This window comes from Pseudovibrio sp. WM33 (genome assembly GCF_001623165.1).
Lineage (GTDB): Bacteria > Pseudomonadota > Alphaproteobacteria > Rhizobiales > Stappiaceae > Pseudovibrio.
The window spans coordinates 129,770-156,178 of sequence record NZ_LMCK01000139.1 but is presented as its reverse complement, the minus strand read 5'-3'; the positions used below and the strand labels follow the sequence as shown (position 1 = coordinate 156,178).

Sequence of the window (26,409 nt, the reverse complement as noted above, 5' to 3'; positions counted from 1 at the left end):
CCTAACTATAGGCGTGGACCACTTCAAAGGGGGAAGCTCATAGCCTCTAGAGCCTGTAAATCCTTAGTGTCCGTCTCATTGTTCTCATTGATAAAAAGATTAGCAACGATTGTACCTGTCAAAGAGGCAAACATACCAACGCCAACGGTCATCAAAAAAGCTGCGATCACGCGACCAACGGGGGAGACAGGAAAGAAATCTCCATAGCCTGCTGTTGTGATGGTAACGAAGGCCCACCAGATAGCATTTCTCAGGGTGAGAATATTTGCGCCTTCTGCGTTTTTCTCTACCTGAAGAACAGCAATTGCGGCAAGGATGACAATCAGGATGGAACTGATGAATACAAGAGTGAGAACGCTGTTTGTTCTCTTATTATAGATGTACCGTACAATGGTATGGGAAGCACGAATTGCGCGAATTATTCTGAAGAGCCTGATTACACGTCCGTATCGTAGAGGGTCTACCAATGGGATGCTCGAAACGAGGTCGATCCAGCCCCATTTCATAAAGTCAACTTTCCGTTCTGCTTTTATGAAGCGGATAAGAAAATCAATAAAGAAGATTCCGCAAATTGCAGTATCTGCGTAAATCAGAAGGGTAATGGTTTCTGCATCAAGGTGCATTGCATCCTGGATAAGAAGCGCAGCAATGACATAAATTGAGAGGATGACAATAAACAAATCAAAAAGATGAGGTGCCGTTTGCAAAGAACGTTGGTTCATTACAGAAAATACCTAAAGTTAATTTTGAACGCTATTCCATCGGGATTGAAAAAAACAATCCGATAGATTTGATGCTGATACTTCCTACTCAACACAATGACTTATGCAATTAATAGTTGCTGGTGTCTACAATGCACTTGCTAGCAAAGGCTACCTGATCTTCCCAGATTTTTGAAAACTGGCGAACTTCTCGCTGTAGTCTGGATGCCAACGTGAAAGAGCCGGGCGATTTTCGATAATATCGCCAGCTGCCCAAGCGATCCGCAGCTTGTCGGTGTTGGAGTCCACAGCATTGTCCGGGCACAGAATGTAAAAGTCACCTTCCGCCATACGCTGAAGGAAGTAGTCGACCGTTTGCTCACTGGTCCATGCATCAGTAGGCTTCTCTGGATACTGAGCCATATTTATGCCCGTGTGAGTAAAGCCCGGTACAAAGAGATGCACTGAGATAGGCGCATTCGCCTCTCTAAGCTCATGGCTGAGTTGCTCACTAATGACTTTGATACCTGCCTTGGTCGTGTTGTAGGCAGGATTGCCGGGAGGGGTTGTGATCCCTTGCTTTGAACCTGTGTTGATCACAACAGCCGGACGGTTTGCATCCACCATGCGCGGCAAGAAAGCATGAACGCCGTGGATTACACCAAACAGATTTACCGAGATGAGCTTCCGCCAATTCTCCATCTCACCCCAGCTTGAAGATGGAATTTCAATCCCGGCATTGTTCATAAGAACTGCCACATCACCAGCCTCAAAGGCTTTGTCGGCCAACGTTTTCACCTGGCTCTCATCAGAGACATCCGTAGGAACACCAAACACGCTCGCAGAACTGGAAGCAACCGCGCGAACGTCTTTTACAGCTTGCTCAAGTCGCGGTCCGGGCAGATCTGCCAGAACCACGCCTAACCCCTGTTGGGCAAACCGAAGGGCAGATGCTTTGCCGACACCACTCGCTGCACCGGTAACGACCGCTAAACCACCGAGTTCAAGAGCTTCTTTAAACATTGTTATTCGCCTGATGACTGGAAGTTCTATTATGGAAGGAGACCTGCTCTTTCTACCCCACCTGTATGAGCTTGATTCATTAAGGGTTCATTGCAGCACAGATCGCAGGCCTCTGAGAGTCAGTCTGTCACGACCATCTGGCGCAGCAGGAGATATCTAATTTTGGGGGAGGTGTTCAGGCAAAGCTGACTTGCCATCCGCCGATAGAGTCCAGCGAAGGTAAAGAGCATGAAGGCGAGAACAAAAGTCTCGCCTTCATGCTGGGTTAAAAGCAGTCCTCAACTAAGGAAGTGCCGATCGGTTATCACTCAGCCGCTTTTTGCGGCTCGTAGCCAAGCTTACCGTTGAGTTCGTGGATGAGGCCTTCAGCGGCTTCGGAGATCACAGTCCCTGGAGGGAAGATCGCGGATGCGCCAGACGCATAGAGCTCATCATAATCTTGCGGAGGCACAACGCCGCCTACAACGATCATGATGTCTTCGCGGTCTTCATCAGCCAGTGCCTTTTTCAGCGCGGGTACAAGGGTGAGGTGACCCGCGGCAAGGGAGGAAACGCCAACGATATGTACGTCGTTTTCAACCGCCTGACGGGCAGCTTCCTCAGGTGTGGCAAACAATGGTCCGATGTCCACGTCAAAGCCAAGGTCAGCAAAGGCAGAGGCGATCACCTTCTGCCCACGGTCATGACCATCCTGCCCCATTTTAGCAACAAGAATACGCGGGCGGCGACCGTCGTTTTCTTCAAATGCCTCAACCAGTTGCTCAATTCTGGAGATGCTCTCAGACATTTCACCAACCTCGCGCTTATAAACGCCAGCAATGGACTTTATTTCAGCTTTGTGGCGGCCAAATGCGTTTTCCATTGCCAAAGACATTTCGCCAACAGATGCCTTCACACGAGCGGCTTTCACGCAAAGGTCCAGCAGGTTACCCTCACCAGAGCGTGCTGCGTCTTCAAGTGCTTTAAGCGCTGCCTGAGTATCCTCTTCGTTGCGCTCTTCGCGCAAACGATTCAGCTTCTCAATCTGCTTGGCACGAACCTCTTCGTTGTCCACTTTCAGAACTTCAAGTTCTTCTTCGCGATCAGGACGGAACTTGTTCACGCCCACAACAGTCTGATGACCACTGTCGATACGGGCTTGTGTCTTTGCAGCGGCTTCCTCAATGCGAAGCTTTGGAATGCCTTTCTCAATGGCTTTCGCCATGCCGCCAAGGCTTTCGATCTCTTCGATATGCTTCAAGGCTTTCGCAGCCAGATCAGCGGTCAATCGCTCTACGTAATAAGAACCGCCCCATGGATCTATGGTTTTGGTGGTGCCACTCTCCTGCTGCAGGAACAGCTGAGTGTTACGGGCAATCCGAGCAGAAAAGTCAGTCGGCAGCGCCAACGCTTCATCCAGAGCGTTGGTATGCAGAGACTGCGTATGCCCCTGTGTCGCTGCCATCGCTTCAACCGTTGTCCGGATAACGTTGTTGAACACATCCTGCGCTGTCAAAGACCAGCCAGAGGTCTGGGAGTGTGTTCGCAGCGACAAACTCTTTGGGTTCTTTGGCTGGAAGTTCTCCTGCATCAGCTTCGCCCAGATCAGGCGCGCAGCGCGCAGTTTGGCAACTTCCATGAAGAAGTTCATACCAATCGCCCAGAAGAAGGACAGGCGCGGAGCAAAGGCATCAATATCCATGCCTGCAGCCACACCAGCGCGGGCATACTCAATGCCATCCGCAATGGTAAAGGCCAGCTCCAGATCAGCCGTCGCCCCCGCTTCCTGCATATGATAACCGGAAATGGAGATCGAGTTGAACTTCGGCATATTCTCCGATGTATATGCAAAAATGTCGGAGATGATGCGCATGGAAGGTACAGGCGGATAGATATAGGTATTCCGCACCATGAACTCTTTCAGAATGTCATTCTGAATGGTCCCGGAAAGCTTTTCAGAAGGGACACCTTGCTCTTCAGCAGCCACCACATAAAGCGCCATAACGGGCAAAACCGCACCGTTCATGGTCATGGACACACTCATCTTGTCCAGTGGAATGCCGGAGAAGAGCGTGCGCATGTCATAGATGGAGTCAATGGCAACACCCGCCATACCCACATCACCAGCAACACGTGGGTGATCACTGTCATAACCGCGGTGCGTTGCCAGATCGAACGCGATGGAAAGACCTTTTTGCCCAGCCGCCAGATTGCGACGATAGAAGGCATTGGAATCTTCTGCAGTCGAGAAGCCAGCATACTGGCGCACAGTCCATGGTTGCTGCACATACATGGTTGGGTATGGCCCGCGCATATACGGCGGCAGACCCGGCCATGTGTTCAGGTGTGTCAGACCATCAAGATCCTGAGGCCCATAAGCAGGCTTAACAGCAATACCTTCCGGCGTGTTCCATGTGGCTTGCGCGTCAGTGGAGGCAGACACGGCGCAGTCTTTGTAATCAATCTGGGTGTAGTCAGGAAACAAGCTCATCAAATTGCCTCCACTTCATCAGCCAGCGAAACGCCAACCACTTCAAAACATGTCTTCAGTTCAGCAAGCATATCACAGCCTTGGTATATGGTCCCATCAAGGCCATTCTCGGTCAGTTCAGGAAGAAGCTCCTTCGGACGCCCGGCCAGCGTAATCCGTTTCGCCCCAGCTGCTTTCAATTGTTTCAGAACAGTCACAGCCTGCTCTTCATAAACCTTGTCAGAGGAGCACAAACAAACAACCTTGGCATCGCTGATGCGGAAACAGGAGATCATGTCATCAAGGCTGTCAAACTGCTTGCCACCACCACTGACAAACCCGCCAGTTGCATAAAAGTTGCTGGCAAACGTTGCGCGGGCTGTATGCTGAGCAACCGGCCCAAGCGTTGCCAAAAAGACCTTCGGCGGGTTGCCCTGAGTTTCCTGGAAGGCCTCGGCTTTGTCGCGGAGACTCTCAAATGGTGCAGCCAGACGAGACAGCTTCAGAGCCTGACAATCATTATCGCCCAGTTGTTTACGGCTGGCCTGAATGTCAACAAGACCAGCACCCTCAGTCAGGGCTTTGGCAACAGCCTCAATCAACTGCCCGTCTGCGCTTGGCTCTGGCAAATCCATGCGTGTTGCAATTTCACCAATCTGGTCGGCATCTGCTTTCAGCACGTCAACATCAAGCTCGCCCAGATTCGGGAAAGCGCTTGTGCCAGTCAGTGGATGACGACCCGTCGCGACCAACTTGTCCTCTTTACGTCTGGCCGTCGTAACATCAGAATAGATCACGCCAGACGCCAGTGCTCCAAGCACGCCGCCTTCCTTCTCTATCTTCTGGAAGTACAACCATGCCGCATTGGCAAGGTCCTCAGTGCGCTCTTCAACCAAACCACTCCCGGCAGCAGGATCACTGACCTGCGCCAGATTACTTTCTTCAATTAAAATAAGCTGGGTGTTTCGGGCTATGCGCCGAGCAAATGCATTCGGCAAACCAAGAGGGCTTGTGAAGGGAAGAACGCTCACACTGTCAGCACCACCAATCCCGGCTGCAAATGCAGCAACTGTGGTGCGCAGCATATTTACCCAAGGATCGCGCTTTGTCATCATACGCCAGCTGGTTTCCATATGAAGATGGAGCGGCTGGGAAGGCAGCTGAGCAGCATTTAGCAAACGAGACCAGAGCTGGCGCATCGCACGCGCTTTGATGATGGTGCCGAACTGATCAGCACTCGCACTCAAACAGGCCGATACATGTCTTGGAAGATCCTCGGCAGACACACCGCCTTTTTCCAGCGTGCGCATATAATAGAGCAGGCTGGACAGGATGAGGCCAAGCTCTTGAACGCTGTTAGCGCCTGCATCGTGGTAGCAACGCCCATCTCTGCGCAAAAGACTGCCCTGAAGGCCGTTGTTACGGGCGTATCCCGCAAGATCCTGAGCACGCAGTTCAAGCCGCTCAAAGGAATTACGAACCCGCCCGGAGTTGACAAACACACTCAACGGATCGGAGATACCATGAACCGTCAGCTGGTTTGGCTCGATACCCAGACGCTTGCAGGCTTCAACGAGAAGCGCAAGTGTTGCGCTGCCCTCATAGCCACATTCAAGACGGAAATCGATCAGGTCAGGTTGTACACCGTCAAGGAGGCGCAGCATATCGTCTATACGCTGAACACTCAGCCCACCACTCAGAACACGTGGGGAGGCGGGAAGAACCAGCTCAATGCTGTCAGCGCCTCCTTCAAGGTCTTCGAGCATCTGGGCGTTGGCCTCGGAAATGATGGGATGATCACTTCGCTGAACGATCTTCCAAGGGTGAGAGCACTCCCTCAATTGCAATGGAGCACTGTCCGTGCGCCCTTGGTATAATGGCTTGTTCTCAAGGCCACCGGCAATTGGTGTGTTTAAGGCATCCAGTGCCGCGCCTTTGAGGGCACGCAGAGCAGATGCTTCCCAGTCGCTGTGCGTCGCTTCTAGGAAATTGCTTGGAAAATCAATGTTTTGCATGTCCATCCCATGTCCTTCTGATAACTTTATACGAAGGAACCTTTGATGGTTTCAAGCTATGCGTTAGGACGAGATTGGAAAACAACTGCCTCAAACACTGCGTAAATTGCAGAACTACTGATGTGACAATGGTTAGATAGTTTTCGCATTAGCTTAATTTATCCTAAACTTGTCGCAATTGACCCTAGGGCATGTAACGCTGTTACTATTGCCGAGAGCTAAGCAGTAGTTTCGTACTCTTACTATAGATATTTCGGAGTTTCTGCGAAATAGCTCCTAGTTAAACTGTTGGGGTAATGAGTTTCTGGGGCAACAGTGGGGCCACTATTTACAAGTACTCTGAATACTTGGAGGTCAGTTGATCTACCTCCGAAAATGAGAATGACGGTATTGCCGAGATTGCTGTAATAACAAGTGATCTAAGAGTAATGCAAAATACAAGAGATGGTTACATCTTGTAGAAGCGAGGCAACTCAAAGAATTGCCAGCAAACTACAAAATACAGCGATTAACAGGCGTGCAATTTATTTTCTGAGCATGAGATACGGCAACTGTCATAACTCCGCGATGATGCAGTCCTGCGCTGAATAACCATTCAAAATGAAGAGTTTTCGAATTTACCTGCGCAAACCATCGGTTTGCGAAAGTTAGTTGGCATGCCTTCGGTATGTCAGGTGGGCAAGTGCGTCTTCAATCCAGCAGCACACGAGCGAGTGCCGAGCGGATAGAAACGGGAAGGCAGGGCAAATGAACGATACTTCAGATATCGAAGCAAAGGTAAAAGCGATTTCAGAAGCACGGGCAGCGAAACCGGTTCTGGATATTGTGGAGTCCTATTTAAGGCGATTGGGTGCGTCCCATATCCTGATCACAGGTCTACCTATGCCAAACAGAACAATTGACAGTTTGGTTCATAGGTTTAGGTGGCCTGATGAAAGAAACGGCGGAGTCGAGCGAACAACGCTGAGTGCTGGTGACAGTGCGTTGATGTTGGGATTATCCGGCAATCGCCCGGTGGTCTGGTCCGTATCCAGCACGGACACTGGCAACTCCGAGCTCTTTGCAGCAATTGGTGAAGGTGCACGGGTCATGGTGATCCCGGTAGATGCTCTTCATCCGTTCCAGGCAATGGTGGTTGGTGCAGGGCATCAGATCGCCGCTGAACCTTATGATCTGGCATCGCTGGAAATTGTATGCTCGGCAGCATTCCGGCGTTTGTTTGAGCTGGGCGTGATCTCTGATCAAAGACCGGGAGATTTGTCAGCACGTGAACGTCGTGTTCTGGAACTGACCGCGCTGGGCAAGACGGCCCATGAGATTGCGGAACTTCTGGAGATTTCACAAAGAACGGTTCATGCACACCTGCAAAACGCAAGTGCCAAGCTCAATGCATCAAATAAGACCCACACTGTGGTTGAAGCATTGCGCTACGGACAGATCAAAATCTGACTAAAACGTTCTCTCAGTACTGGTGAAAAGCAGGCTCATTTTAAATGCGTCTGCTTTTTGCGTGAGCGGATTATTTGGAGAGGCGCTGACCTGAGTTACACCACGAAAGTCTCAAGGCATCTATGTTATTTCTGCAAGTCCGGGTACACGAGCAACGATTTCATCTGTCATTTCTGGACCGACTTTTTCGCGAGTATATTGAACGGTTTCTTTCGCAACCTGCTGAATTTCTTCAACCGAGAGCCCAAGACTGGTCATCTCATTCAAGGCAGCCAATACGCCAACACTGGCATTCATTTTACTGGCAAGACCGCCCAGAAGCCCCTTGTTCTCAGTGGTTTCATCAATAGCAAGAAACCCCTCGGCAGCAGGGAAGGCCTCCAGCAAAGCTTCGACTTCTTCTTTACTGCTGTTTTTGGCAATGAAGTTCAGCATGATCCCAACAGCAGGTTGAGCCTTTGCAGGATCCAGCCCGGTTCTTTCGGTAATGCGATCAACAAGTACGTGCATTGTAATCTCCTGTCCCCTAATGAATCTAATATAGTGATCATCGGGCGCAATGTTAGAGACAACGGAACAGGCGCAGGGCAACTCTGTGTTACCATCCCTTAAAAATCAGGCCTGGTCTCGTGTGTTTCCTTCAAATTCCGCATCGCATGGCCTCTTATGTGCCTTCGTTGTACAAAGTATCGCTCACGCACCTTAAAAGAGTTTAACCGACCTGTTTAAACAGTGCATCGGAATTACAAGTGGTTACCAAGGCAAAGCCGTAGCTTTGACTTCGAAAATTATGTTAGAGCTTCTAACAGCCTCATATCTACGCAGTGACCTGCGTCCTATCCCATCCTACAGGTGATAAACACGAGCCTGCACTACAAAGGAATGAACCATGTCGAATCTCGACAAAGTCCTTGATCGTATTGACCAAAATCTGGATCAAAGTCTCGATCGGTTGTTTGACCTCCTGCGCATCAAAAGCATTTCTACGGACCCTGAATATAAGGGTGATTGCCGTGAAGCAGCGGAGTGGATGGCTAGAGAACTGACAACAATTGGCATTCCTTCAGAGGTCAGAGACACCACTGGCCACCCAATGGTTGTTGGTCATCGTGTTGCTGATGGAAAGCCGGGTCCACACGTTCTGTTTTATGGTCACTACGACGTGCAGCCAGTTGATCCGATTGAACTTTGGAATGCTGATCCGTTTGACCCGCAGGTTGTTACCCGTGAAGACGGCTCCAAAATGATCGTTGCACGTGGTGCAAACGATGACAAAGGCCAGTTGATGACCTTTGTTGAAGCTGTCCGTGCCTGGGTTGAAGAATCTGGTGATGTTCCGATCAATATCTCCGTGCTGTTGGAAGGTGAAGAAGAAAGCGGGTCTCCGTCTCTTCAACCGTTCCTGGATGCAAACAAAGAAGAACTGTCTAAGGATCTGGCACTCGTCTGCGATACATCCATGTGGGACAAAGACACCCCTGCAATTTCCGTCATGCTGCGTGGTTTGGTTGGTGAAGAAATCACTCTGAAAGGCCCAAGCAAAGACCTTCATTCCGGCATGTATGGAGGGGCAGCTCGTAATCCGCTTCACGTTCTTTCTGATATGGTCGCTAGTCTGCGTGACGAAAACGGGCGCATCACCCTTCCTGGCTTCTACGATGGCGTTTTGGAACTGCCAGAAGATGTCAAGAAAATGTGGGATAATCTCGGCTTTTCTACTGAGGAGTTTCTTGGTGGCATCGGCCTCAAAGATCTTGGGGGCGAGAAAGATCGCTCTGGTCTGGAGCAGATCTGGGCACGCCCAACCTGTGAAGTAAACGGCTTGTGGGGTGGGTATACCGGTGCGGGCTTCAAAACAGTTATCCCTGCAGAAGCACATGCAAAAATCTCCTTCCGTCTGGTGGGCGATCAGGATCCTGAGAAAATCAGAGAAGCATTCCACTCTTACCTCAAGTCCAAAACGCCAGCTGACTTTGAGTTGGAACTGCATCCTCATGGTGGCGATCGTGCGCTGCGCATGGACTTTGATGCACCAGCCCTGGCCAAAGGCCGCGCTGCGCTCACTGCTGAGTGGGACAAGCCAGCGGCTTTGGTTGGCTGCGGTGGTTCCATTCCGATTGTTGGCAGCTTCAAGCGTACGCTCGACATGGACAGCCTGCTGATCGGCTTCGGTCTGGATGAAGACCAGATCCATTCACCAAACGAAAAGTACGAGCTGAAGAGCTTCCACAAAGGCATCCGTTCCTGGGCGCGTGTTCTGGAAGAGCTGGCGAAGTAATCAGCCATTGAAAATTTCTGGCTCTGGACTGTTTAGTTTAGAGCCAGCATCTTTGAATTGAAGTTGTATTTTGGGCTTAGCCGACTGGAGAATTGAAATGGCATCTATCTGCGTGTTTTGCGGATCATCAATCGGGAAACGTCCGGAATATGAAGCTGCTGCCCGCGTTTTGGGCACCGAAATTGCAAAGCGCGGCAATCGCCTCGTTTATGGTGGTGCTGAAGTTGGATTGATGGGTGTCGTTGCAAATGCAGCGTTGGAAGCTGGCGGTGAAGTCGTTGGTGTCTTGCCAGAAGCACTTGCAGCAAAAGAACTGGCACACAGATCTCTGACGGATCTCCACATTGTCGGCTCTATGCACGAGCGTAAAGCGATGATGGCTGATCTGTCTGATGCGTTTGTGGCACTGCCAGGCGGCATAGGCACCATGGAAGAGCTCTTTGAGGTTTGGACATGGGGACAGCTCGGCTACCACAACAAGCCATGCGGTCTATACAACGCAAACGGTTTTTACGGGCGCATGCTGGCATTTCTGGACTTCATGGAAGAAGAAGCGTTCATGAAGAAAACACACCGTGAGATGCTGTTGGTTGGTGAGAATCCGACCCAGCTGCTGGATCAAATTGAAAACTATCAGGCGCCGATCGGCCATAAGTGGATCACGCGCGCTGAAACTTGATGGTTTGACACTCTGCAGGACTGAATATCACTTGATTAAAGCATGATACGCAAATGAAAATGAGCGCAGCATGCTCTAGTCCTGCAGATACCGTGGAAGGCGAGAAGGTTCGTTTGTCAGGTAAAGCGCAGCCAGCAAAAAGACGAAGCCAACGGCCTGCCCAATACCTAAAGGTTCAGCAAAAACCCAATACCCTGTCAGGATCGCCAGTCCGAACTCAATGAAGCCGGTGGTATAGGCCGTTTTCCTGCCAGACTTGTCAGAACTTCCATAGGCAAGCAAAAGCTGCGGCAACAATCCTGCAATCAGTGCCAGCCCTAGAATTGGCAGGGTACTCGGCATGGAACCTTCACCATGCCACACCTTGAGTTCGACAAGAGCAAAAGGAACTGCTGTCAAAACTGCCCCGGCAAAAATACAGGCGGCAATGGACAAAGAAGGCAGGTAACTCGGCGTTTTACGGCTAACCATCTGCAAACCGCCATAGCACAATGGCCCAATCAATCCGATTGCAACTGCAATAAAATCCACATCAGGCAGAGGTGTTGAGGCAATGATGATCAGCAGTGCGCCAAACACCAGTCCAAGCGTGAGCTTGTCACTGCTTCTCAATTTTTCGCCGCCAAGAGCTCTCAGTATCACCAGAAGCGCAGGATAGGAGAAGAACAGACTAGCTGCCAGATAGATCGGTAGCATGCTCAGAGCATAAAAATAGCTCCATGCCCCAAGCCCCATAATCATACCAAACAGCACATAATGTCGGCTGCTTGGGCCGGATTTAAGCGCTTGTGGCAGGTAGGGAGCAAGCAACACGGCTGGCAGAATGTAACGCAAGAGAACTGCGGCGCCAGGTGAGATGCCGGCGGCAAAGCCAATCTTTGCAAAATACGGGATGCTTCCGAAGCAGACGGCGCCCAAACCCAATGCAACCAGGCTCACAAGCTTGTGGCCTTTGCCTCCACTTTTAAATCCATGAAACATGAAGTCTAAGTAACGCCGATTGCTTCTACTCTGAAATAGGTTCTGGCCTCAAAGCCGCCACAAATATGAAACCTGCACGGGCTAAGAGCAAGTTTATTCGCTGAGCCAGCTGAGTTTGAGCTCAGATGGCCACAGAAAATAGGCCTGTAATGAGGTTTATGCCAATTCAGGGTCAGGTGCACTCAAGGTTCAACCCAACGCAGGAAGCCCACTCAGGTCTTTCAAAACAGCAGATGGCGCCAGGTCTGCATATTCATCTGGCATCTGAGAGCGATTAATCCAGACCGTCCGCATACCGTACTTTGTTGCACCTGCAATGTCCCAGCGGTTACTGGACTGGAATGAAATCGCTTCGGGATACATACGGAAATGAGTTGTCACAAGATCATAAACATCTGGATGTGGCTTGTAGGTTTGCACCGGATCAACCGAGAAGACCTCGTCAAAGGAATCCGTGATACCAGCGTTCTTGAGGGCACCATCCATCATCTTCATAGGAGCGTTTGACAGGATCGCGAGCTTGGAACCACGTTCACGCAGATCTTTCAGAAGCTGAGGAACTTCCGGATAGCAATCCAGCTCCCAGTAAGCGGCCAACAGCTCATCGCGTGCGCTTTTGTTTGCTTCTGGTACAAGCGCAAATGCAGTGTCCAGAGCCTGAACTGTCAGCTCCCAGAAATCTACATACTGCCCCATAAGAGAACGAACCCAGGAGTATTCCAGTTGCTTCTCACGCCAGATGGATGAGAGCTTTTTGCCTTCAGGACCCACAGCACCCATGTGTTTTCTAGCGGCAGCATGCACGTCAAAAAGAGTTCCATAGGCATCAAAAACATAAACTGAGTGGCTCATCTCTGCTCTCCGGCTTTGCACCAAGCGTCAAGATTGGCAAATTCCAATACCTCTAAGAAAGCGATGTCATGCGTGTTCGTCAAGGCATGGTAAATACGTGCCCCCTATGCTTTGGGCGCAAAAATTTAACAATTGCTCCATGAAAACAACATTTCACTCCAAAATTTCTCATACACGCACAAAACACGGCCAGAATCTTTAGCCAGCTCTCACGAAGGTTGCGGCAATCTCAAAAGTCCTCAAAACACGATTGCGTTAAAACTGTGCAAAAGAACAAAGAAGAGGCGTCAGGCCTGAAAACTACACGCAAGTCACAAGCCGCAATCTAATTGCGTTTTCTCACTATTTATTCGCGTGCAGTGACATTTAATTGCGCTTCAGAGCTAAAATAACTGCGGGATATAACTTTGAGCACGTTTGTGTTGGGCGTGATGACCGCACCTTGATGCTTTATCTTCTTTGTCGAGAGTATGGTTGACCCCATTTGAATTCTCAGGTCGACTGACAATAGATAATTGGGCGGGGCCTTTCAGGCTCATAAGCCGACTTTTGAGGAGAGATTAATTATGGCCGAAATGTCGAAGACTCGGACATGGGTTGAAGGCAAATGGTACGAGGGCAATCCGCCACTGATCGGTCCGCGTACGCATTCTTTTTGGTTGGGTTCGAACGTATTTGATGGTGCCCGTGGATTTGAAGGCGTTATGCCTGACCTTGGCTTGCATTGTGAACGTCTGAACCGGTCTGCCGTAAACCTTGGTATGAAACCAACCATGCGCTTTGAAGAGATGGTTGAACTCGCGACAGAAGGCATGACCAAGTTTGAAGCGGACGAAGCAGTTTACATCCGTCCGATGTACTGGGCTGAACACGATGGTCCTGGCATTATTGACGGTGATCCGGAATCTACTCGTTTCTGCATGTGCCTGTTTGAAGCTCCAATGCCGCCCAAAGGTGCTTCCAACAGCCTGACATTGTCTCCATTCCGCCGGCCAACAATGGAATCCATGCCAGTGAATGCGAAGGCTGGCTGCTTGTACCCAAACAATGCGCGGGCATCGCGTGAAGCAAAGTCCCGTGGCTTTGACAATGCAATCATGCTGGATGCTCTGGGCAATGTTGCAGAGCTGACCTCAGCCAACATCTTCATGGTCAAGGATGGTGAGGTGCTCACCCCTTACTGGAATGGCACCTTCCTGAATGGCATCACCCGCCAGCGCATTATCAAACTGCTCAGTAGCGCTGGCTATAACGTGCATGAAACAACGCTGACCTTTAAGGATTTTCTTGAGGCTGATGAGATCTTCTCAACCGGTAACTACGGCAAGGTGGTTCCAGTCCACAAACTGGAAGACCGCACAATGGACCATGGTCCTGTTGCTGCCAAAGCAAGAGAACTCTATTGGGAGTTTGCACACGCCAAAGTGCCTGCATAAGCTCAGGAACTAGCAAATTATGGAGGGAGGCCGTTGCCTCCCTTTTTTATGCCGGTGTGAAACGCTTGATCGTGAGTAACGCGGCAAGAATGAGAGCACCAGCAGCGACAAGTGAGGCCAGCAAAAAGTCGCCGTTCAGCTCATAGAGGTAACCGGCAAAGCTCGGGCCAAACATCTGGCCTAAACCAAAGGCAGCGGTCATCAGGCCGACAATCTGGCGAGGGTTAGAACTTGCAAGACGGCGCGCCTCAACAAGCCCAATCGATGTAATGCCAACAAACGTCCCACCCAACAGGATTGCAGCTGCTGAAAGCCCGGCGATAGTCGGTGTCAGAACACTCAAAGCGACACCAATGGCTTCCAGTGTGCAGGCGACTGCAATTGCACGGCCATACCCGATACGAACTGCCAGCTTCTCCCAAAAGAAGACGGAAGGGATGATCGCAAGTCCAACCAGCAGCCAGCCAAGGGATTTCATTGGTGCGAGCTCAGGCGTCGAACTAGCCAATGCGCCGAGGAATGTGGCGGTGATGACGTAACCAAAACCGAAGCAGCCGTAAGCAAAGATCAAGCGCCACGCGCTCAGGTTCAGTGGCTTGGTCGTAGTCTCTGCTTGGATGGCATGAGAAGTTGATCGAGGATGAAGCTCTTTTCGTGGAGGCAAAAGAAACGGCACGGACAACGAAAGCAGAAGACTGAGCGCACCGCTTGCGATCCAAAGCTGTGATGAACTTTCTAAGCTTGTGTCGAGCCATTCAATCATAAGGGACGAACCTGCAATGCCGATACCAACTCCAGTGAAATGGATCGGAAAGAGATGAAGGCTACGGGTCTCAGCCAGCCGTTGCATGACAATATTTGCGACCAAAACAAATGCATAAGCGCTTGCCAGCCCAGCTAGAAAGCGAATGACAACGAACCAGTAAGCGCCAAGACTAAACGCCATGAAAAAGGTGACTACAGTGCTCGTGATCAATGCGATCATGAAGATACGATAGGGACCGCCGGGCAGGGGAGCGCGAGCTGCCAGCAGTGCTCCGAGCAGATAACCAAGATAATTGGAGGAGGCGACAAATCCTGCGTTGACTTCATTCAAAGTTCCGTCCTGCAACATGAACGGCAGAACCGGAGTATAGACAAATCTTCCGATACCCATGACTGCAGCCATAGCAAGGCAGCCACCCACCGCAGAAAGGACTGCAAACTGGTCTTTTTCGGTCGTAGTGGATGTTTTCATGAGTTTTTCGGAGGCATCTGACACAAATTGATTCCTTACAAGCCGCAGAATACAGCCAATAATGTGACCTCACAGCTCCTGTAATTTCCAACTTAGAAGTTCTACTTACAAAAAAACAAGAAAAATATTTGCAAATTATGCTCTTCACCCGTTGCTCATACGGAAAAACATCACTATTTTGCACCATGAGTTGCAGCGCTGCTCGGTTGTAAAACTGAAAAGTTCTGCGCCCAAAATTTCCTTTCCCATGGAGGTATACCATGTCTTTTGCTCTTGAAGACCTGCCATACGCATACGACGCTCTGGCCCCTTATATGTCTGCTGAAACTCTCGAGTTCCACCATGACAAGCACCATATGGCTTATGTAACCAACGGCAACAAGCTGCTCGAAGGTTCTGGTCTTGAAGGCAAAAGCCTTGAAGAGATCGTCAAGGAAAGCTACGGCACCAATGCAGGCCTGTTCAACAACGCTGGTCAGCACCTTAACCACCTGCACTTCTGGAAATGGATGAAGCCAAATGGCGGCGGTTCTTCTCTGCCGGGCGTTCTGGCTAAGAAGTTTGACGAAGACCTCGGTGGTTTCGACAAGTTCCGCGCTGACTTCATCAACGCTGGTGTAACCCAGTTCGGTTCCGGTTGGGCATGGCTGGCTATTAAATGCGGCAAGCTCGTGGTGATGAAAACACCTAACGGTGAAAACCCAATCGTACACGGCGCAACCCCAATTCTTGGCTGCGACGTATGGGAACATTCCTACTACATCGACTACCGCAACGCGCGTCCTAAGTACCTGGAAGCGTTCGTTGATAACCTGATCAACTGGGAATACGTGGAAGAGCTGTACTCTGCAGCTGTTTAATCCCAAAGACAGATTATAATCAAGGCGGCCTCGTGCCGCCTTTTTTGTCTCGATGGCTTTGATTTTTTAAGTTGTCACTATTGACAGTTAATTATTTGAAGCCTATCTCTACTCGTGTCCGATGAGTGAAAGCACATACCCATGCCGCGTCCTAGTGTTCAATCCGCCAGACTAAATGAAATTGTTGAAGCTGCTGCGAAATGCGTTGCTCAATATGGTTTGGAAGGCGTGACGCTGGAACGCATTGCTGAAGAAACCGGACTGAAACGACCGCTTATCAGGCACCATGCCGGTAATCGGGAAGAGATAATAAACGCTGTTGTAACCCATGTTCTGTCAGGCTTTGGTGAGTTGACGACAATGTTCGCAAACGCATTGCCAGCAAAACGTGGTTCCTACACTGCCGTTGATCATCTGTTTGATGATCACGGCCACTCTGATCCAGCTGAGATGATGGTGTTCCAATCCATTGTTGCAGCAGCAGACAGGTTTCCTGCTGAGGCAAAAGCTCTTCTAAAATGGGTTGGTGATTTTACAGCAGTTGTCGTCGAGGCAATTAAACGAGACTTTCCTGAAGTGGAGAGTGAAGCCGCCGAAACCGTTGCCCATGGCATCGTGGCACTCTACTTCAACGTTGATTCCTTGGCTCCCCTCAAGCCGCCACACGCGTGGAGGCGTTATGCAAAAAATGCAGCATTGCTGCTGCTGAGGTCCTTGGAAGATAATGCAGGTACTCAAAGAGCTCCTTAGAAAGATAATCAGCTACGGCAAGTGGCGAACCATTTTTGCTCTGATCCTGATTGCTGCCTCGCTTTACTACGGCTGGCAGTGGGTCTGGGGTGCGCTTTTCCTCCTCTGGACAGTTAGAGCGTGGCGGAGTCAATCCGTCTATGTTGTCGAAACTCTCACTCGCGGTGATAACCCGTTCCTGTTCTGGATCACAATCATCCTGTGGGCGACGCTTTCGCTCTATCTCATCCTCGCAGATCTAATAATGAAGCTAGGAGGCGTTCCCTATGTCTACTCATAGCAACGGTATGCCCGTTCTCCCCAAAGAGGCCTACACCTCACAAGAATGGTTTGATCGAGAGCAGGCCGAAATCTTCTCCAAAACCTGGTCACTGGCAGGCTTTCAGGAGGACATCACTGAACCTGGCCAGTACATTTCCGTTCAGCCTGGTTTGAACAATATCTTTATCGTAATGGGTCGTGATCATCGCTTGCGTGCGTTTCACAACATCTGCCGCCACAGAGGCACCCAGCTTTTGCGAGCTGAAGGCAAGACGCAAAAGGCGATCACATGCCCATACCATGATTGGACTTATGACCTTGAAGGCAACCTGATTTCTGTCCCGGAACAAGAAAAAGAGTTTCCCGGTATCGATTTGTCTTGCAATGGTTTGAAAAAGGCGTCTGTCGATATTTGGCGCGGAATGCTCTGGGTTCACCCAGATGAAAATGCTCCATCAATCATAAATTGGTTTGGAGAGGTAGAGCCATACCTTGCGCCATATGATCCAGCTGGATTGATTGAGACGGAAGAGGGCTACTCAAAGCACGAAATCAAGGCCAATTGGAAGATTATCGTCGAGAACTACATCGACGGGTATCATCTGTCACACCTGCATTCTCATACGCTCAACATGTATGACCACTCAAAGATTGAGTGTGAGTTCATCGGCCCACACTTCGCCTTCTGGGAGCCCCTTGCAGACTTCTATGCAGCTGAAGTGGAAAAGGTCACACCAATGCCACTCATTCCGGGCATCCCGAAAGACAAGATGGGAGCCTGGGTGCCAATGTTGTTTCCGGGGATTGGATTGGGTGAATCTGAGAATTCATGGTCCACCTTCCATATAACGCCAATCGCCCCGGACAGATCCATGGTTGAGATACGGACCCGTGTGGCAAATGAATCCACTTGGGCCTTCACAAAAGCGGCCATGGCATCAGCCTCCTTCTGGGATAAGCATCTGGGTGCCAAATTCAACGCAGACCCGAAAGTGGATCCGATGTCGTCTGGTGACTTTATGCAGGAAGATATCTACGCCTGCGAACAGCAGCAGAAGTCCCTGCAGAGTCCTTTCTTTGAACACGGCCCGTCCTCCAAACACGGCGAAAAGCCCGTTCGCGATCATCAGCGTGTCGTGGCTGAATGGGTGGAGCGCAAACCGTGAGAAATATTGTTTATTCGCTAAGGGTTTCAGAGATTATCACTGAAACAAAGCACGCGAAAACCATCCGATTTGACGTCCCTGCAGAGCTGAAGGAAGAGTTTTTCTGGAAGCCAGGACAACACATCACGATTGAGCTGGATGTAAACGGCGAGAGAGTGCGTCGTCCCTTCACTATTTCAGCGACCCCCAGTCACGGTAACGCGTTACAGATCACGGTCAAATCCAATCCAGATGGCATTGTCTCCAAGTTCCTCTGCACAAAGGTGAAGGTAGGTCATCAGCTAAATGTGATGCCACCCTTCGGAGGTTTCACGCTTGAGCCTTTAAAAGACCGGCAAAGAACGCTCTACTTCTTTGCCGGTGGCAGCGGAATTACGCCGGCTGTCGCAATGATTGAAGCTGCATTGGAAAGAGAACCACGTTCAAAACTGTTTTTGCTCTATGCGAACCGGACAGCTGATGACATCATCTTTAAGGAACAATTGGAGCTGTTGGCAGAGCGCTTCCCGTCTCAGTTGGAAGTCAGGCATATTCTATCCAAACCATCCTTGTGGTCTATGTTCTCACCATGGAAATCTGGCCGGATAACCAAAGATGTGGCCTTGGAGTATTTGTCTGAATGCCGACCGGTTGCTCAGGATACGCAATACTTTGTTTGCGGTCCCGGTACTATGAACGCAGATGTGCGCGAGGCTCTTCGAAACTGCGATGTTCCGACAGATCGTATCCATGCGGAGAGTTTTGGCGGGAACCTTGATACGCCAAAAGACGTGGCCAGCCTGCTAGCTCTGCTGAAGCTCGACTACTACGGCGAGACCATTGAGCTGGAAGTTGCAAAAGGGCAGTCGATTATGAATGCTGTCCGGGCAGCGGGTTTGGAGCCACCTTATTCCTGCCAGTCAGGAATCTGCGGAGCATGCCGGGCTCAGATCAAGAGCGGTGCGGTGAACATGAAGGCCAGAATGGCTTTGGAAGACTCTGAAGTCGCCAAAGGGGCAATTCTGACCTGCCAATCTTATGCAAAAACCGCAGAACTATCGATCAGCTTTAAGTAGTTCAAGATCCGAACAGTTTGGCGAAGAAGCCTTTTTCATATCCAAGCTGGCAACGGGAAGTGATGATCTGGTCTAAGACCCCGTTCATCAGATAGAGGAATGCTTCGCACTCACTCTGAGTTGTGAAGCAAGCCTCGGTTGAGACGTTATAGGGCTGATTATCACTCAAAACGCGCCCACCAACATTTGCTTGCCAGATATTGGACGCGCCATGTTCAGCAGTCGCAATGGAACAATCATACTGAGTGCCTTTCACGCGCGGCATGATTGGCCCTGTACGAGGTATCAGTTGTCGTTCCAGATAATTGGTGCTTGGTGGTTGACTGCAGCTGACCAGAAACAGAGACGCCGCTGCAAAGCAGGAGAGTGGGGCAATTGTCTTCATTTAATCAACGCTTTCGGGCCTTATCGGCCTCTTCTGTCAAAAGTGTATTTTAAAACCAGCCAAAAAGTCCTTTGTAATACCCATGCTGGCAACTGGCACTGCGCGTAAGCTCCAAATACCCACGCATGAAATTCAGATAAGCCTGACACTTCTTCATTGTCCGAAAACAGGCAACGCTGGAGATATTGCGGCTGGGATCGCTGAAATACCCGGTCACAAACGCCTGATAAACATTCTCCGCCCCATCCTCTTTCACCCTGATCCGACAATCATACTGTGACCCATAGATCCGCGGCGCCGACCGCAAGTCATTCGGGATCAGATGATTGAACGGATAAAGCTTATTGTTGACCTGAGCGACTGTAGACGCAGGAAGCATAAGGATAAGAAGCAAGATAACCAGAATGGCACGCACAGGATGTTCCAGACTTTTTTGTTGTTTATGTCTTTAACATTGAGCGCCAAGAGGAGTTAAAGCTCCTCATTCGACCAAATAATCTTAGTCCTATGTTGGTTCCAGTATTCTTAACGGAGTTTTTGAACTGAGAATAAGGTTAAGGCAAACTTGCAGCTATATTAATTAAAAAAGGCGCCCGTTTGAGGCGCCTTTTTACATCACTTGGTGAAGTTAGATTAGGCCTTGCCGGTCTGCTTTAAGGCAAAGGCATAGACCAAGGCGACCTCTTTCAGGCGATCGAAACGACCGGATGCGCCACCGTGGCCGGCATCCATGTTGGTGCGCAGCATCACCAGACTATCATTAGCCTTCTTCTCACGCAGTGTTGCAACCCACTTAGCTGGCTCCCAATAGGTAACGCGCGGATCAGTCAGGCCGCCAAGTGCGAAGATCGCTGGATAGTCTTTCGCTTCCACATTGTCGATGGGAGAATAGGAGGCGATATATCCATATGCGCTCTTATCGCGGATCGGATCACCCCATTCCGGCCATTCAATCGGTGTCAGCGGCAACGTATCGTCGAGCATGGTGGTTAGCACGTCCACAAATGGTACTTCAGCAATCATTGCAGCAAAAGCCTCAGGTGCCATGTTTGCACATGCACCCATCAGCATGCCACCGGCAGAGCCGCCGTGCGCAACGATCCTGTCATGAGCGGTGAAGCCTTCGCTAGCTAGGAACTTCGAGGCTGCGATGAAGTCATAAAAGGTGTTCTTCTTGAATTCACGACGCCCGTTCTTGTACCAGGCATAGCCTTTGTCTTTGCCACCACGAATGTGCGCAATCGCATAAACAAATCCGCGATCAACAAGCGACAGGGCATTGGTGGAGAAGCTGGCAGGAATTGAGAGGCCATAGGACCCATAACCGTAAAGCAGGCAAGGAGCACTTCCATCCAGAACTGTCGAGCGTTTATAGAGCAGAGAAACCGGAACCAGTGTACCATCATGTGAAGGAGCCATCAGGCGGCGCGTAATGTACTCAGAAGCATCGTGACCAGATGGCACTTCCTGCCGCTTGCGCAGCACTCTATCGCGCGTAGCAAGGTCATAATCATAAACCTCGCTTAGTGTTGTCATGGAAGAATACGTGAACCGTATGGTTGTGGTGTTATACTCAAACCCTGCGGCTATACCGAGGCTATAGGCCTCTTCATCAAATTCAATGCTGTGTGAAATACCATCGATGAAACGATGGACGACAATCCGCGGCAAGCCATCAACGCGCTCAAGCCACACCATATAATCCTTGTAAACATCGTGCGATAGGATCAGACGGCCAGGCTTATGAGCAATCAGATCAACCCAGTGTGACTTACCCGGAAGAGCAAGCTGGGCGACGAGCGGCACGCTGACAATCTTGAAATCTTCAGCCTCACCAGCGTTGGTCAAGATCAGCAGGCGGTCACCATTATCTTCGACGGAATACTCCACGCCAGTCTCACGCTTGGCAACCAACGTAGGGGCTGCCAAAGGTTCATCTGCTGGAATAAGCCAAACCTCGGTGGTTTCATGGTCGCCTGAACCAACACAAATGAAGCGTCCGGATTGTGTTCTGCCAAGCCCAACAAAGAAGCTTGTATCTTGTTCTTCATAAACAAGAACATCTTCAGATGGTGCTGTACCGAGCTTGTGGCGGAAGAGCTTGGAAGGGCGATGGTTTGCGTCTACCTGAACATAAAACAGATACTGACCGTCCGTAGACCAAACACCGCCTGCACCAGTGTCTGGTATGGTGTCTTCCAGATCCTGTCCTGTCGTCGTGTCGCGCACTTTCAGTGTGTAGTACTCGGAGCCTTTGTCATCATAAGCCCAGGCCAGATACCTATGGTCATCGCTGTGAGATGCACCGCCAAATTTGAAGTATGCTTTGCCATCAGCTTCAAGGTCTCCATCGACAAGAACTATGGGGTCGCTTCCATCACGCTTGCTGCGCACAAATTTGGGGTGTTGGCCACCTTCAACAAACTTGGTCGCATAGGCGTACTCACCATCAGGAGAAGGAACTGAACTGTCGTCTTCTTTGATACGACCCTTTAGCTCTGCAAAAAGTGCTTTTTGCAGCTCTTCAGTGTCTTCCATCTCGCTTTCGGTGTAGGCATTTTCTGCTTCAAGATAGGCACGGATCTCAGGATCAAGCAGAGTGGGGTCTCGCATTACCTCCTGCCAATTATCTGCGCGCAGCCAGGCATAAGGCTCGTTGCGAGTAAAACCATGATGGCTGGTTTCATGAGTGCGCATCTGCGCGCTTGGTGGAACTGACTTTTTCATTATACCTGACTGAGTTTACGCTTATGATTTTGAAATCTGAATTCTATTCTTCAGCATTTTAATCGGGAACGAGCATAAAGCCAGTTCCCGATTAAAACTTATCCCTGAGAAGATATGCGCTGAATCGAAGGTATAAATTTGAACCTGAAGCTTTTTACACCGATAATTTTCATGCTCATATGTCTTTCGAAGAGAGCAGATAATATTATTTCAATGTAATTAGAGTTGTTCTTCCACAGCTTCAAAACGTCGCTCTTTTGCCTCGCGATAACACCTATCTTGGATTTGATCAAAACTACGTGTCAGGTGTGAATGTCATCGAAGTACCATTCATGCAGTAGCGAAGTCCTGTTGGTGGTGGGCCGTCAGGGAAAACGTGTCCGAGATGTCCTCCACAACTTGCACAGCAAATCTCTGTGCGCACCATGCCAAGCGTAGCGTCTTTATGTTCTGTCACAGCATCGGGAGAGACCGCCTCAAAGAAACTTGGCCAGCCACAGCCTGCATCAAATTTTGTGTCTGATTTGAATAGCTTAGAGCCACATGCTGTGCAGCTGTAGGTGCCTGTTTCAAAGGTATTCCAATAAGGGCCTGTAAAGGCCCGTTCGGTACCTTTTTCCCTAAGGATACGATATTGCTCAGGGGTCAGTTGTTCCCGCCATTCCGACTCGGTCATGTCCTTAGGTGATTTTTTGTTAAACATGATAGAAATCCTTATTCACCGGGCTCAATGGTAGGGCCATGTTAAGTTTACCAAGACATAAACAAACAGCCAATGCCTATAAGGCAAGTTACAATTAGGTGAGGTTAAAGTTTATTGGAACCTGACAAAACTAGAATGTAATGAACTTGCCCTGCATGGGTGGGCAGATTATGTCTTTGGAGTGGTCGGGGGAGCGTGTTTGGCAAATTCGACTCGGTCTTATAGGTTAACCACACTAATAAATTTACGGAGTGCTACATGCCTTTATTCGGTGTCGAGGCAACGTTCTGGGCGTTATTAGGCCCGTTTGTTGCCGCTGCGCTTAGTCCCTTTCTGGCAAAGACTCTGAAACACAATGCTGCATGGCTTCTCGCTGTTATTCCTGCATTGGCGTTCTTACAGTTTCTCTACTTTGTGCCAGGTATTGCCGAGGGGCAAACATTCAAGGCGAGCTTGGAGTGGGTTCCCACCTTCAACGTAAATTTCTCGATTTATCTGGATGGCCTGTCTGTCTTATTTGCGCTTTTGATTTCGGGAATTGGTACGCTCATTACGCTCTATGCAGGTGGATACCTGAAGGGCCATGAGAATCTTGGACAGTTTCTGTCCTACCTGTTCCTGTTTATGGGAGCCATGTTGGGCGTTGTTGTTGCTGACAACGTCATCACGCTCTTCGTCTATTGGGAGTTGACGTCCATCACGTCCTTCCTGTTGATCGGGTTTGACCACCTGCGCCGTGCCTCGCGCCGCTCTGCTGTGCAGGCGCTTGTTGTGACTGGCGGCGGTGGTCTGGCGCTCATGGCTGGTCTGATCTTAGCTGGATACCAAGGCGGCAGTTTCGAGTTGAGTGAGCTACTCAATTCTGGCGACGTTTTGCGCGAAAGCCCGTATTACACCGCGATCTTCATTCTTGTCGTACTTGGCGCCTTCACAAAATCTGCTCAGTTCCCATTCCATTTCTGGCTTCCAAACGCCATGGAAGCACCGACACCGGTGTCTGCGTATTTGCACTCTGCGACTATGGTGAAAGCTGGTGTTTATCTGCTCATGCGTATGCATCCAGTTCTGGGAGATACTGAACTCTGGATGACTGTGCTTCCGATCTTCGGTGGCATCACGCTGCTTGTCGGCACCATCCTTGGCATTCGGCAGACGGACCTCAAACTCGTTCTGGCGTACACAACAGTTGCATCTCTTGGGCTGCTTGTGATGTTGACGGGCACATCAGATCCGATCGCTATTCAAGGCGCTGTTATATACCTGTTCGCGCACTCTCTCTTTAAGGGCTCTTTGTTTATGGTGGTCGGAACCGTCGACCATGAATCAGGCACACGCGATCTGCACAGGGTAGGGGGCTTGTTCTCACTTATGCCGATCACCGGCACGGCTGCAGTCCTCTCAGCTCTATCAATGGCGGGTTTACCACCCCTTGTCGGCTTTGTTGCAAAAGAAGTTCTTTATGATGGAACATGGCACGCAGTGAATGGCGGACTTTGGACCGGCTTCGCCGTATTAGGCAACGCCATGATGTTTGCTCTGGCTGCAACCGTTGCCATCAAACCGTTCTTCGGTGCCAAGGTGAAAACACCAAAAGTTGCTCATGAAGGAACAGTCTTACTCATTGCAGGATCAATCACACTCGCGGTTCTGGGTTTGGCTGCAGGCGCATTCATCGCATCAGTTGGTCATCAGCTCTTGTCACCAATGACCTCTGCAATTCTCGGCACACCGTTTGATGAAGAGTTGCATCTGTTCCCGACATACCTGTCACCAGCGCTTTATTTGTCTTTGGCGACAATTGCCCTTGGTATTATCATCTTCATGTACATGGATAAGCTCCGTGTGATTGTTGCCGATGCTCTGCGCGCCATTGGGTGGGGACCGGATAAAGGTTTCGACCAGGTCCTGGAAATCATCATTCGCTTTGCCACCACACTGACCCAAACTGTTCAGACTGGCAGTATGGTCACTTATATGCGTGCCACGTTCACTGTCATTGCACTCGTACTATTTGTGCCAATGATTATCACTGGCAATTGGCCAAAGCTGCAAGGTATAGGTAGCTTCTACGCCTATGAGTGGTTTATCGCTGCCATTGCTGTGATTGGCGTTTATGCCGTGCTGACAGCACGCTATCGAGTAACTGCGATTGTCCTGCTTGGTATTCAAGGTTTTGCAGTGGCATTGATCTACCTGCTCTTTGGTGCTCCGGACCTGGCTTTCACGCAGTTTATGGTCGAAACCCTTTCGGTTGTGATCCTCGCATTGGTAATGACCCGCCTGAACCTGAAGCCAACCGATGCCCGGTCGTCACGTGGCAAGGCTTTTGACATCAGTCTGTCAGTGCTTTGCGGTGCCGGTATCAGCATGTTGCTCATGTCTATTGTTCAGCTGCCTTTTGACCCAACACTCTCTGAGTTCTTCACACAGTACAGTCGGACGATCGCACATGGCCGGAACATCGTGAATGTTATTCTCGTTGATTTCCGTGGCTTTGATACCATCGGAGAAATCTCCGTTGTGATGGTAACTGGTCTGGCGGTCCTTGCACTTATCCGAGTGCGACCTAAATCAAACGGAAACTCGAACTCGGAGAAAAATCGCTAATGAATACGCTTATATTCAGAACGGTCGCTCCGTATCTCTCTGCCCTGATGATGCTCTTTTCCGTCTTCGTTTTGCTCCGTGGGCATAATGAACCAGGTGGAGGCTTCATCGGGGGGCTTATTGCTGTCTCCGCCTTTGCAATTTATGGCATTGCTTGCGGTGTCTCAGCAGTTCGCCGGGCAATGAAATTTCATCCCATGTCCATTGCTGCATCAGGTTTGCTCCTGGCGGTGGTGTCTGTGTTGCCGAGCCTGTTCTTAGGTCAACCGGCAATGACAAGCCAGTGGCTTGCTCTCCCGTTCTTGGGCACTGTGATTGATCTATCAACACCGCTGTTTTTCGACATCGGAGTGTATCTGGTGGTGGTTGGGGCGATTTCGTCGATCGCTCTTTCTCTGGAAGAAAGGGCAGACTAATGGAAACGCTTTTCTCTGTTCTGGTCGGGATCCTTTTTGCTGGTTCCATTTATCTGCTACTATCTCGCAAACTCGTGCGGATCCTGTTGGGCATTGCCATTCTTGGGAATGCCGTGAACCTCTTGATCTTCACAGCAGGACGTCTCACACGTGATGTACCGCCAATCATTCCGCTTAAGAGCTATCTCCCAGTAGAAGCAACAGCGAACCCTCTGCCTCAGGCATTGGTGCTGACCGCAATTGTGATCTCGTTCTCCTTCCTGGCATTCTTCCTGGTCCTTGGCTACCGGGCCTATCAGGAACTGGGAACGGATGACTTGCTTGATATGCGCGTCGCAGAACCTAAAGAACATTCTGAACCGCCGCTGGGGTACTAAGT

At 50.1% G+C, this 26,409-nt stretch carries 24 protein-coding genes; 12 read left to right on the top strand and 12 right to left on the bottom strand.

Going from position 1 to position 26,409, the window contains the following annotated elements:
* Positions 1–23 precede the first annotated feature (23 nt).
* From PsWM33_RS24415 to PsWM33_RS24400, 4 genes are all read right to left on the bottom strand, one after another.
* Complete coding sequence (locus PsWM33_RS24415; protein WP_063301944.1) at positions 24–722, bottom strand: ion transporter; 699 nt, start codon at positions 720–722, stop codon at positions 24–26.
* Positions 723–872: 150 nt separating this feature from the next.
* A complete protein-coding gene (locus PsWM33_RS24410; protein ID WP_063301943.1) occupies positions 873–1,724 on the bottom strand; it encodes an SDR family NAD(P)-dependent oxidoreductase in 852 nt (283 codons plus the stop codon).
* Between the two features lie 304 nt (positions 1,725–2,028).
* Positions 2,029–4,194, bottom strand: coding sequence for a methylmalonyl-CoA mutase (gene scpA, locus PsWM33_RS24405; protein WP_063296253.1), 2,166 nt, complete (start codon positions 4,192–4,194; stop codon positions 2,029–2,031).
* Positions 4,194–6,188, bottom strand: coding sequence for a methylmalonyl-CoA mutase family protein (locus PsWM33_RS24400; RefSeq protein ID WP_208994730.1), 1,995 nt, complete (start codon positions 6,186–6,188; stop codon positions 4,194–4,196). The genes scpA and PsWM33_RS24400 overlap by 1 nt, the downstream gene beginning before the upstream one ends.
* A gap of 747 nt (positions 6,189–6,935) precedes the next feature.
* Between PsWM33_RS24400 and PsWM33_RS28555 the strand changes: the two genes are divergently transcribed.
* A complete protein-coding gene (locus tag PsWM33_RS28555; RefSeq protein ID WP_057465853.1) occupies positions 6,936–7,637 on the top strand; it encodes a LuxR C-terminal-related transcriptional regulator in 702 nt (233 codons plus the stop codon).
* A 120-nt stretch (positions 7,638–7,757) separates the two neighbouring features.
* On the opposite strand, the gene PsWM33_RS24390 is transcribed toward PsWM33_RS28555, so the two are convergent.
* Entirely contained in the window at positions 7,758–8,147 is a 390-nt protein-coding gene (locus tag PsWM33_RS24390; protein ID WP_082827141.1) for a DUF2780 domain-containing protein, read from the bottom strand.
* A gap of 379 nt (positions 8,148–8,526) precedes the next feature.
* On the opposite strand from PsWM33_RS24390, the gene PsWM33_RS24385 reads away from it, so the two are divergent.
* Both PsWM33_RS24385 and PsWM33_RS24380 read left to right on the top strand, forming a co-directional pair.
* Positions 8,527–9,915 carry a dipeptidase gene (locus tag PsWM33_RS24385; RefSeq protein WP_063301941.1) on the top strand — a complete coding sequence of 463 codons (1,389 nt, stop codon included), beginning with the start codon at positions 8,527–8,529 and terminating at the stop codon, positions 9,913–9,915.
* Positions 9,916–10,012: 97 nt separating this feature from the next.
* Positions 10,013–10,594 (top strand): LOG family protein, encoded by a 582-nt coding sequence (locus PsWM33_RS24380; protein ID WP_063296256.1) that lies wholly within the window; start codon positions 10,013–10,015, stop codon positions 10,592–10,594.
* Positions 10,595–10,669: 75 nt separating this feature from the next.
* Here PsWM33_RS24380 and PsWM33_RS24375 read toward each other — a convergent pair whose 3' ends face one another.
* The gene (locus tag PsWM33_RS24375) at positions 10,670–11,533 is read right to left on the bottom strand and encodes a DMT family transporter (protein WP_208994729.1); all 864 of its coding nucleotides are present in this window, start codon (positions 11,531–11,533) and stop codon (positions 10,670–10,672) included.
* Between the two features lie 231 nt (positions 11,534–11,764).
* A complete protein-coding gene (locus tag PsWM33_RS24370; RefSeq protein WP_057465857.1) occupies positions 11,765–12,427 on the bottom strand; it encodes a haloacid dehalogenase type II in 663 nt (220 codons plus the stop codon).
* Between the two features lie 566 nt (positions 12,428–12,993).
* Between PsWM33_RS24370 and PsWM33_RS24365 the strand changes: the two genes are divergently transcribed.
* Positions 12,994–13,863 carry a branched-chain amino acid aminotransferase gene (locus PsWM33_RS24365; RefSeq protein WP_063301939.1) on the top strand — a complete coding sequence of 290 codons (870 nt, stop codon included), beginning with the start codon at positions 12,994–12,996 and terminating at the stop codon, positions 13,861–13,863.
* Between the two features lie 46 nt (positions 13,864–13,909).
* Here PsWM33_RS24365 and PsWM33_RS24360 read toward each other — a convergent pair whose 3' ends face one another.
* Complete coding sequence (locus PsWM33_RS24360; protein WP_063301938.1) at positions 13,910–15,124, bottom strand: YbfB/YjiJ family MFS transporter; 1,215 nt, start codon at positions 15,122–15,124, stop codon at positions 13,910–13,912.
* A 236-nt stretch (positions 15,125–15,360) separates the two neighbouring features.
* Between PsWM33_RS24360 and PsWM33_RS24355 the strand changes: the two genes are divergently transcribed.
* The 5 genes from PsWM33_RS24355 to PsWM33_RS24335 all read left to right on the top strand — a co-directional run bounded on the left by PsWM33_RS24355 (position 15,361) and on the right by PsWM33_RS24335 (position 19,192).
* Positions 15,361–15,960: a superoxide dismutase gene (locus PsWM33_RS24355; RefSeq protein ID WP_063301937.1), complete on the top strand. Its 600-nt coding sequence runs from the start codon at positions 15,361–15,363 to the stop codon at positions 15,958–15,960.
* Between the two features lie 141 nt (positions 15,961–16,101).
* On the top strand, positions 16,102–16,710 hold the full coding sequence (locus PsWM33_RS24350; RefSeq protein ID WP_057465861.1) for a TetR/AcrR family transcriptional regulator: 609 nt from the start codon (positions 16,102–16,104) through the stop codon (positions 16,708–16,710).
* A complete protein-coding gene (locus tag PsWM33_RS24345; RefSeq protein ID WP_063296262.1) occupies positions 16,685–16,990 on the top strand; it encodes a hypothetical protein in 306 nt (101 codons plus the stop codon). Before PsWM33_RS24350 ends, PsWM33_RS24345 begins: the two co-directional genes overlap by 26 nt.
* The gene (locus tag PsWM33_RS24340; protein WP_082827140.1) at positions 16,977–18,137 is read left to right on the top strand and encodes an aromatic ring-hydroxylating oxygenase subunit alpha; all 1,161 of its coding nucleotides are present in this window, start codon (positions 16,977–16,979) and stop codon (positions 18,135–18,137) included. Before PsWM33_RS24345 ends, PsWM33_RS24340 begins: the two co-directional genes overlap by 14 nt.
* Positions 18,134–19,192: a ferredoxin--NADP reductase gene (locus tag PsWM33_RS24335; protein WP_063301952.1), complete on the top strand. Its 1,059-nt coding sequence runs from the start codon at positions 18,134–18,136 to the stop codon at positions 19,190–19,192. The genes PsWM33_RS24340 and PsWM33_RS24335 overlap by 4 nt, the downstream gene beginning before the upstream one ends.
* A gap of 1 nt (position 19,193) precedes the next feature.
* On the opposite strand, the gene PsWM33_RS24330 is transcribed toward PsWM33_RS24335, so the two are convergent.
* The 4 genes from PsWM33_RS24330 to msrB all read right to left on the bottom strand — a co-directional run bounded on the left by PsWM33_RS24330 (position 19,194) and on the right by msrB (position 23,007).
* Positions 19,194–19,577: a hypothetical protein gene (locus tag PsWM33_RS24330; protein WP_063301936.1), complete on the bottom strand. Its 384-nt coding sequence runs from the start codon at positions 19,575–19,577 to the stop codon at positions 19,194–19,196.
* Between the two features lie 49 nt (positions 19,578–19,626).
* Positions 19,627–19,992: a hypothetical protein gene (locus PsWM33_RS28185; protein ID WP_208980729.1), complete on the bottom strand. Its 366-nt coding sequence runs from the start codon at positions 19,990–19,992 to the stop codon at positions 19,627–19,629.
* A 218-nt stretch (positions 19,993–20,210) separates the two neighbouring features.
* A complete protein-coding gene (locus tag PsWM33_RS24320; RefSeq protein ID WP_063301935.1) occupies positions 20,211–22,304 on the bottom strand; it encodes a S9 family peptidase in 2,094 nt (697 codons plus the stop codon).
* 295 nt (positions 22,305–22,599) lie between these two features.
* Positions 22,600–23,007, bottom strand: coding sequence for a peptide-methionine (R)-S-oxide reductase MsrB (gene msrB / locus PsWM33_RS24310; RefSeq protein ID WP_063293251.1), 408 nt, complete (start codon positions 23,005–23,007; stop codon positions 22,600–22,602).
* Positions 23,008–23,265: 258 nt separating this feature from the next.
* Between msrB and PsWM33_RS24305 the strand changes: the two genes are divergently transcribed.
* Genes PsWM33_RS24305 through PsWM33_RS24295 form a run of 3 tightly spaced genes read left to right on the top strand, consistent with a single transcriptional unit; the run spans position 23,266 to position 26,407 of the window.
* Complete coding sequence (locus PsWM33_RS24305) at positions 23,266–25,614, top strand: putative monovalent cation/H+ antiporter subunit A (RefSeq protein WP_063301933.1); 2,349 nt, start codon at positions 23,266–23,268, stop codon at positions 25,612–25,614.
* Positions 25,614–26,030: a Na+/H+ antiporter subunit B gene (locus PsWM33_RS24300; RefSeq protein ID WP_063301932.1), complete on the top strand. Its 417-nt coding sequence runs from the start codon at positions 25,614–25,616 to the stop codon at positions 26,028–26,030. Before PsWM33_RS24305 ends, PsWM33_RS24300 begins: the two co-directional genes overlap by 1 nt.
* Positions 26,030–26,407 carry a Na+/H+ antiporter subunit C gene (locus PsWM33_RS24295; protein WP_063296266.1) on the top strand — a complete coding sequence of 126 codons (378 nt, stop codon included), beginning with the start codon at positions 26,030–26,032 and terminating at the stop codon, positions 26,405–26,407. The genes PsWM33_RS24300 and PsWM33_RS24295 overlap by 1 nt, the downstream gene beginning before the upstream one ends.
* Positions 26,408–26,409: the final 2 nt, after the last annotated feature.

Excerpts from the sequence above, each read along its gene's own strand:
- PsWM33_RS24350 (WP_057465861.1), top strand. The coding sequence starts at position 16,102 with ATGCCGCGTCCTAGTGTTCAATCCGCCAGACTAAATGAAATTGTTGAA.
- PsWM33_RS24295 (WP_063296266.1), top strand. The coding sequence starts at position 26,030 with ATGGAAACGCTTTTCTCTGTTCTGGTCGGGATCCTTTTTGCTGGTTCC.
- PsWM33_RS24320 (WP_063301935.1), bottom strand. The coding sequence starts at position 22,304 with ATGAAAAAGTCAGTTCCACCAAGCGCGCAGATGCGCACTCATGAAACC.
- msrB (WP_063293251.1), bottom strand. The coding sequence starts at position 23,007 with ATGTTTAACAAAAAATCACCTAAGGACATGACCGAGTCGGAATGGCGG.
- scpA (WP_063296253.1), bottom strand. The coding sequence starts at position 4,194 with ATGAGCTTGTTTCCTGACTACACCCAGATTGATTACAAAGACTGCGCC.
- PsWM33_RS24340 (WP_082827140.1), top strand. The coding sequence starts at position 16,977 with ATGTCTACTCATAGCAACGGTATGCCCGTTCTCCCCAAAGAGGCCTAC.
- PsWM33_RS24385 (WP_063301941.1), top strand. The coding sequence starts at position 8,527 with ATGTCGAATCTCGACAAAGTCCTTGATCGTATTGACCAAAATCTGGAT.
- PsWM33_RS24370 (WP_057465857.1), bottom strand. The coding sequence starts at position 12,427 with ATGAGCCACTCAGTTTATGTTTTTGATGCCTATGGAACTCTTTTTGAC.
- PsWM33_RS24355 (WP_063301937.1), top strand. The coding sequence starts at position 15,361 with ATGTCTTTTGCTCTTGAAGACCTGCCATACGCATACGACGCTCTGGCC.
- PsWM33_RS24410 (WP_063301943.1), bottom strand. The coding sequence starts at position 1,724 with ATGTTTAAAGAAGCTCTTGAACTCGGTGGTTTAGCGGTCGTTACCGGT.
- PsWM33_RS24345 (WP_063296262.1), top strand. The coding sequence starts at position 16,685 with ATGCAGGTACTCAAAGAGCTCCTTAGAAAGATAATCAGCTACGGCAAG.
- PsWM33_RS24390 (WP_082827141.1), bottom strand. The coding sequence starts at position 8,147 with ATGCACGTACTTGTTGATCGCATTACCGAAAGAACCGGGCTGGATCCT.
- PsWM33_RS24330 (WP_063301936.1), bottom strand. The coding sequence starts at position 19,577 with ATGAAGACAATTGCCCCACTCTCCTGCTTTGCAGCGGCGTCTCTGTTT.
- PsWM33_RS28555 (WP_057465853.1), top strand. The coding sequence starts at position 6,936 with ATGAACGATACTTCAGATATCGAAGCAAAGGTAAAAGCGATTTCAGAA.
- PsWM33_RS24415 (WP_063301944.1), bottom strand. The coding sequence starts at position 722 with ATGAACCAACGTTCTTTGCAAACGGCACCTCATCTTTTTGATTTGTTT.
- PsWM33_RS24305 (WP_063301933.1), top strand. The coding sequence starts at position 23,266 with ATGCCTTTATTCGGTGTCGAGGCAACGTTCTGGGCGTTATTAGGCCCG.
- PsWM33_RS24400 (WP_208994730.1), bottom strand. The coding sequence starts at position 6,188 with ATGCAAAACATTGATTTTCCAAGCAATTTCCTAGAAGCGACGCACAGC.
- PsWM33_RS24300 (WP_063301932.1), top strand. The coding sequence starts at position 25,614 with ATGAATACGCTTATATTCAGAACGGTCGCTCCGTATCTCTCTGCCCTG.
- PsWM33_RS24380 (WP_063296256.1), top strand. The coding sequence starts at position 10,013 with ATGGCATCTATCTGCGTGTTTTGCGGATCATCAATCGGGAAACGTCCG.
- PsWM33_RS24365 (WP_063301939.1), top strand. The coding sequence starts at position 12,994 with ATGGCCGAAATGTCGAAGACTCGGACATGGGTTGAAGGCAAATGGTAC.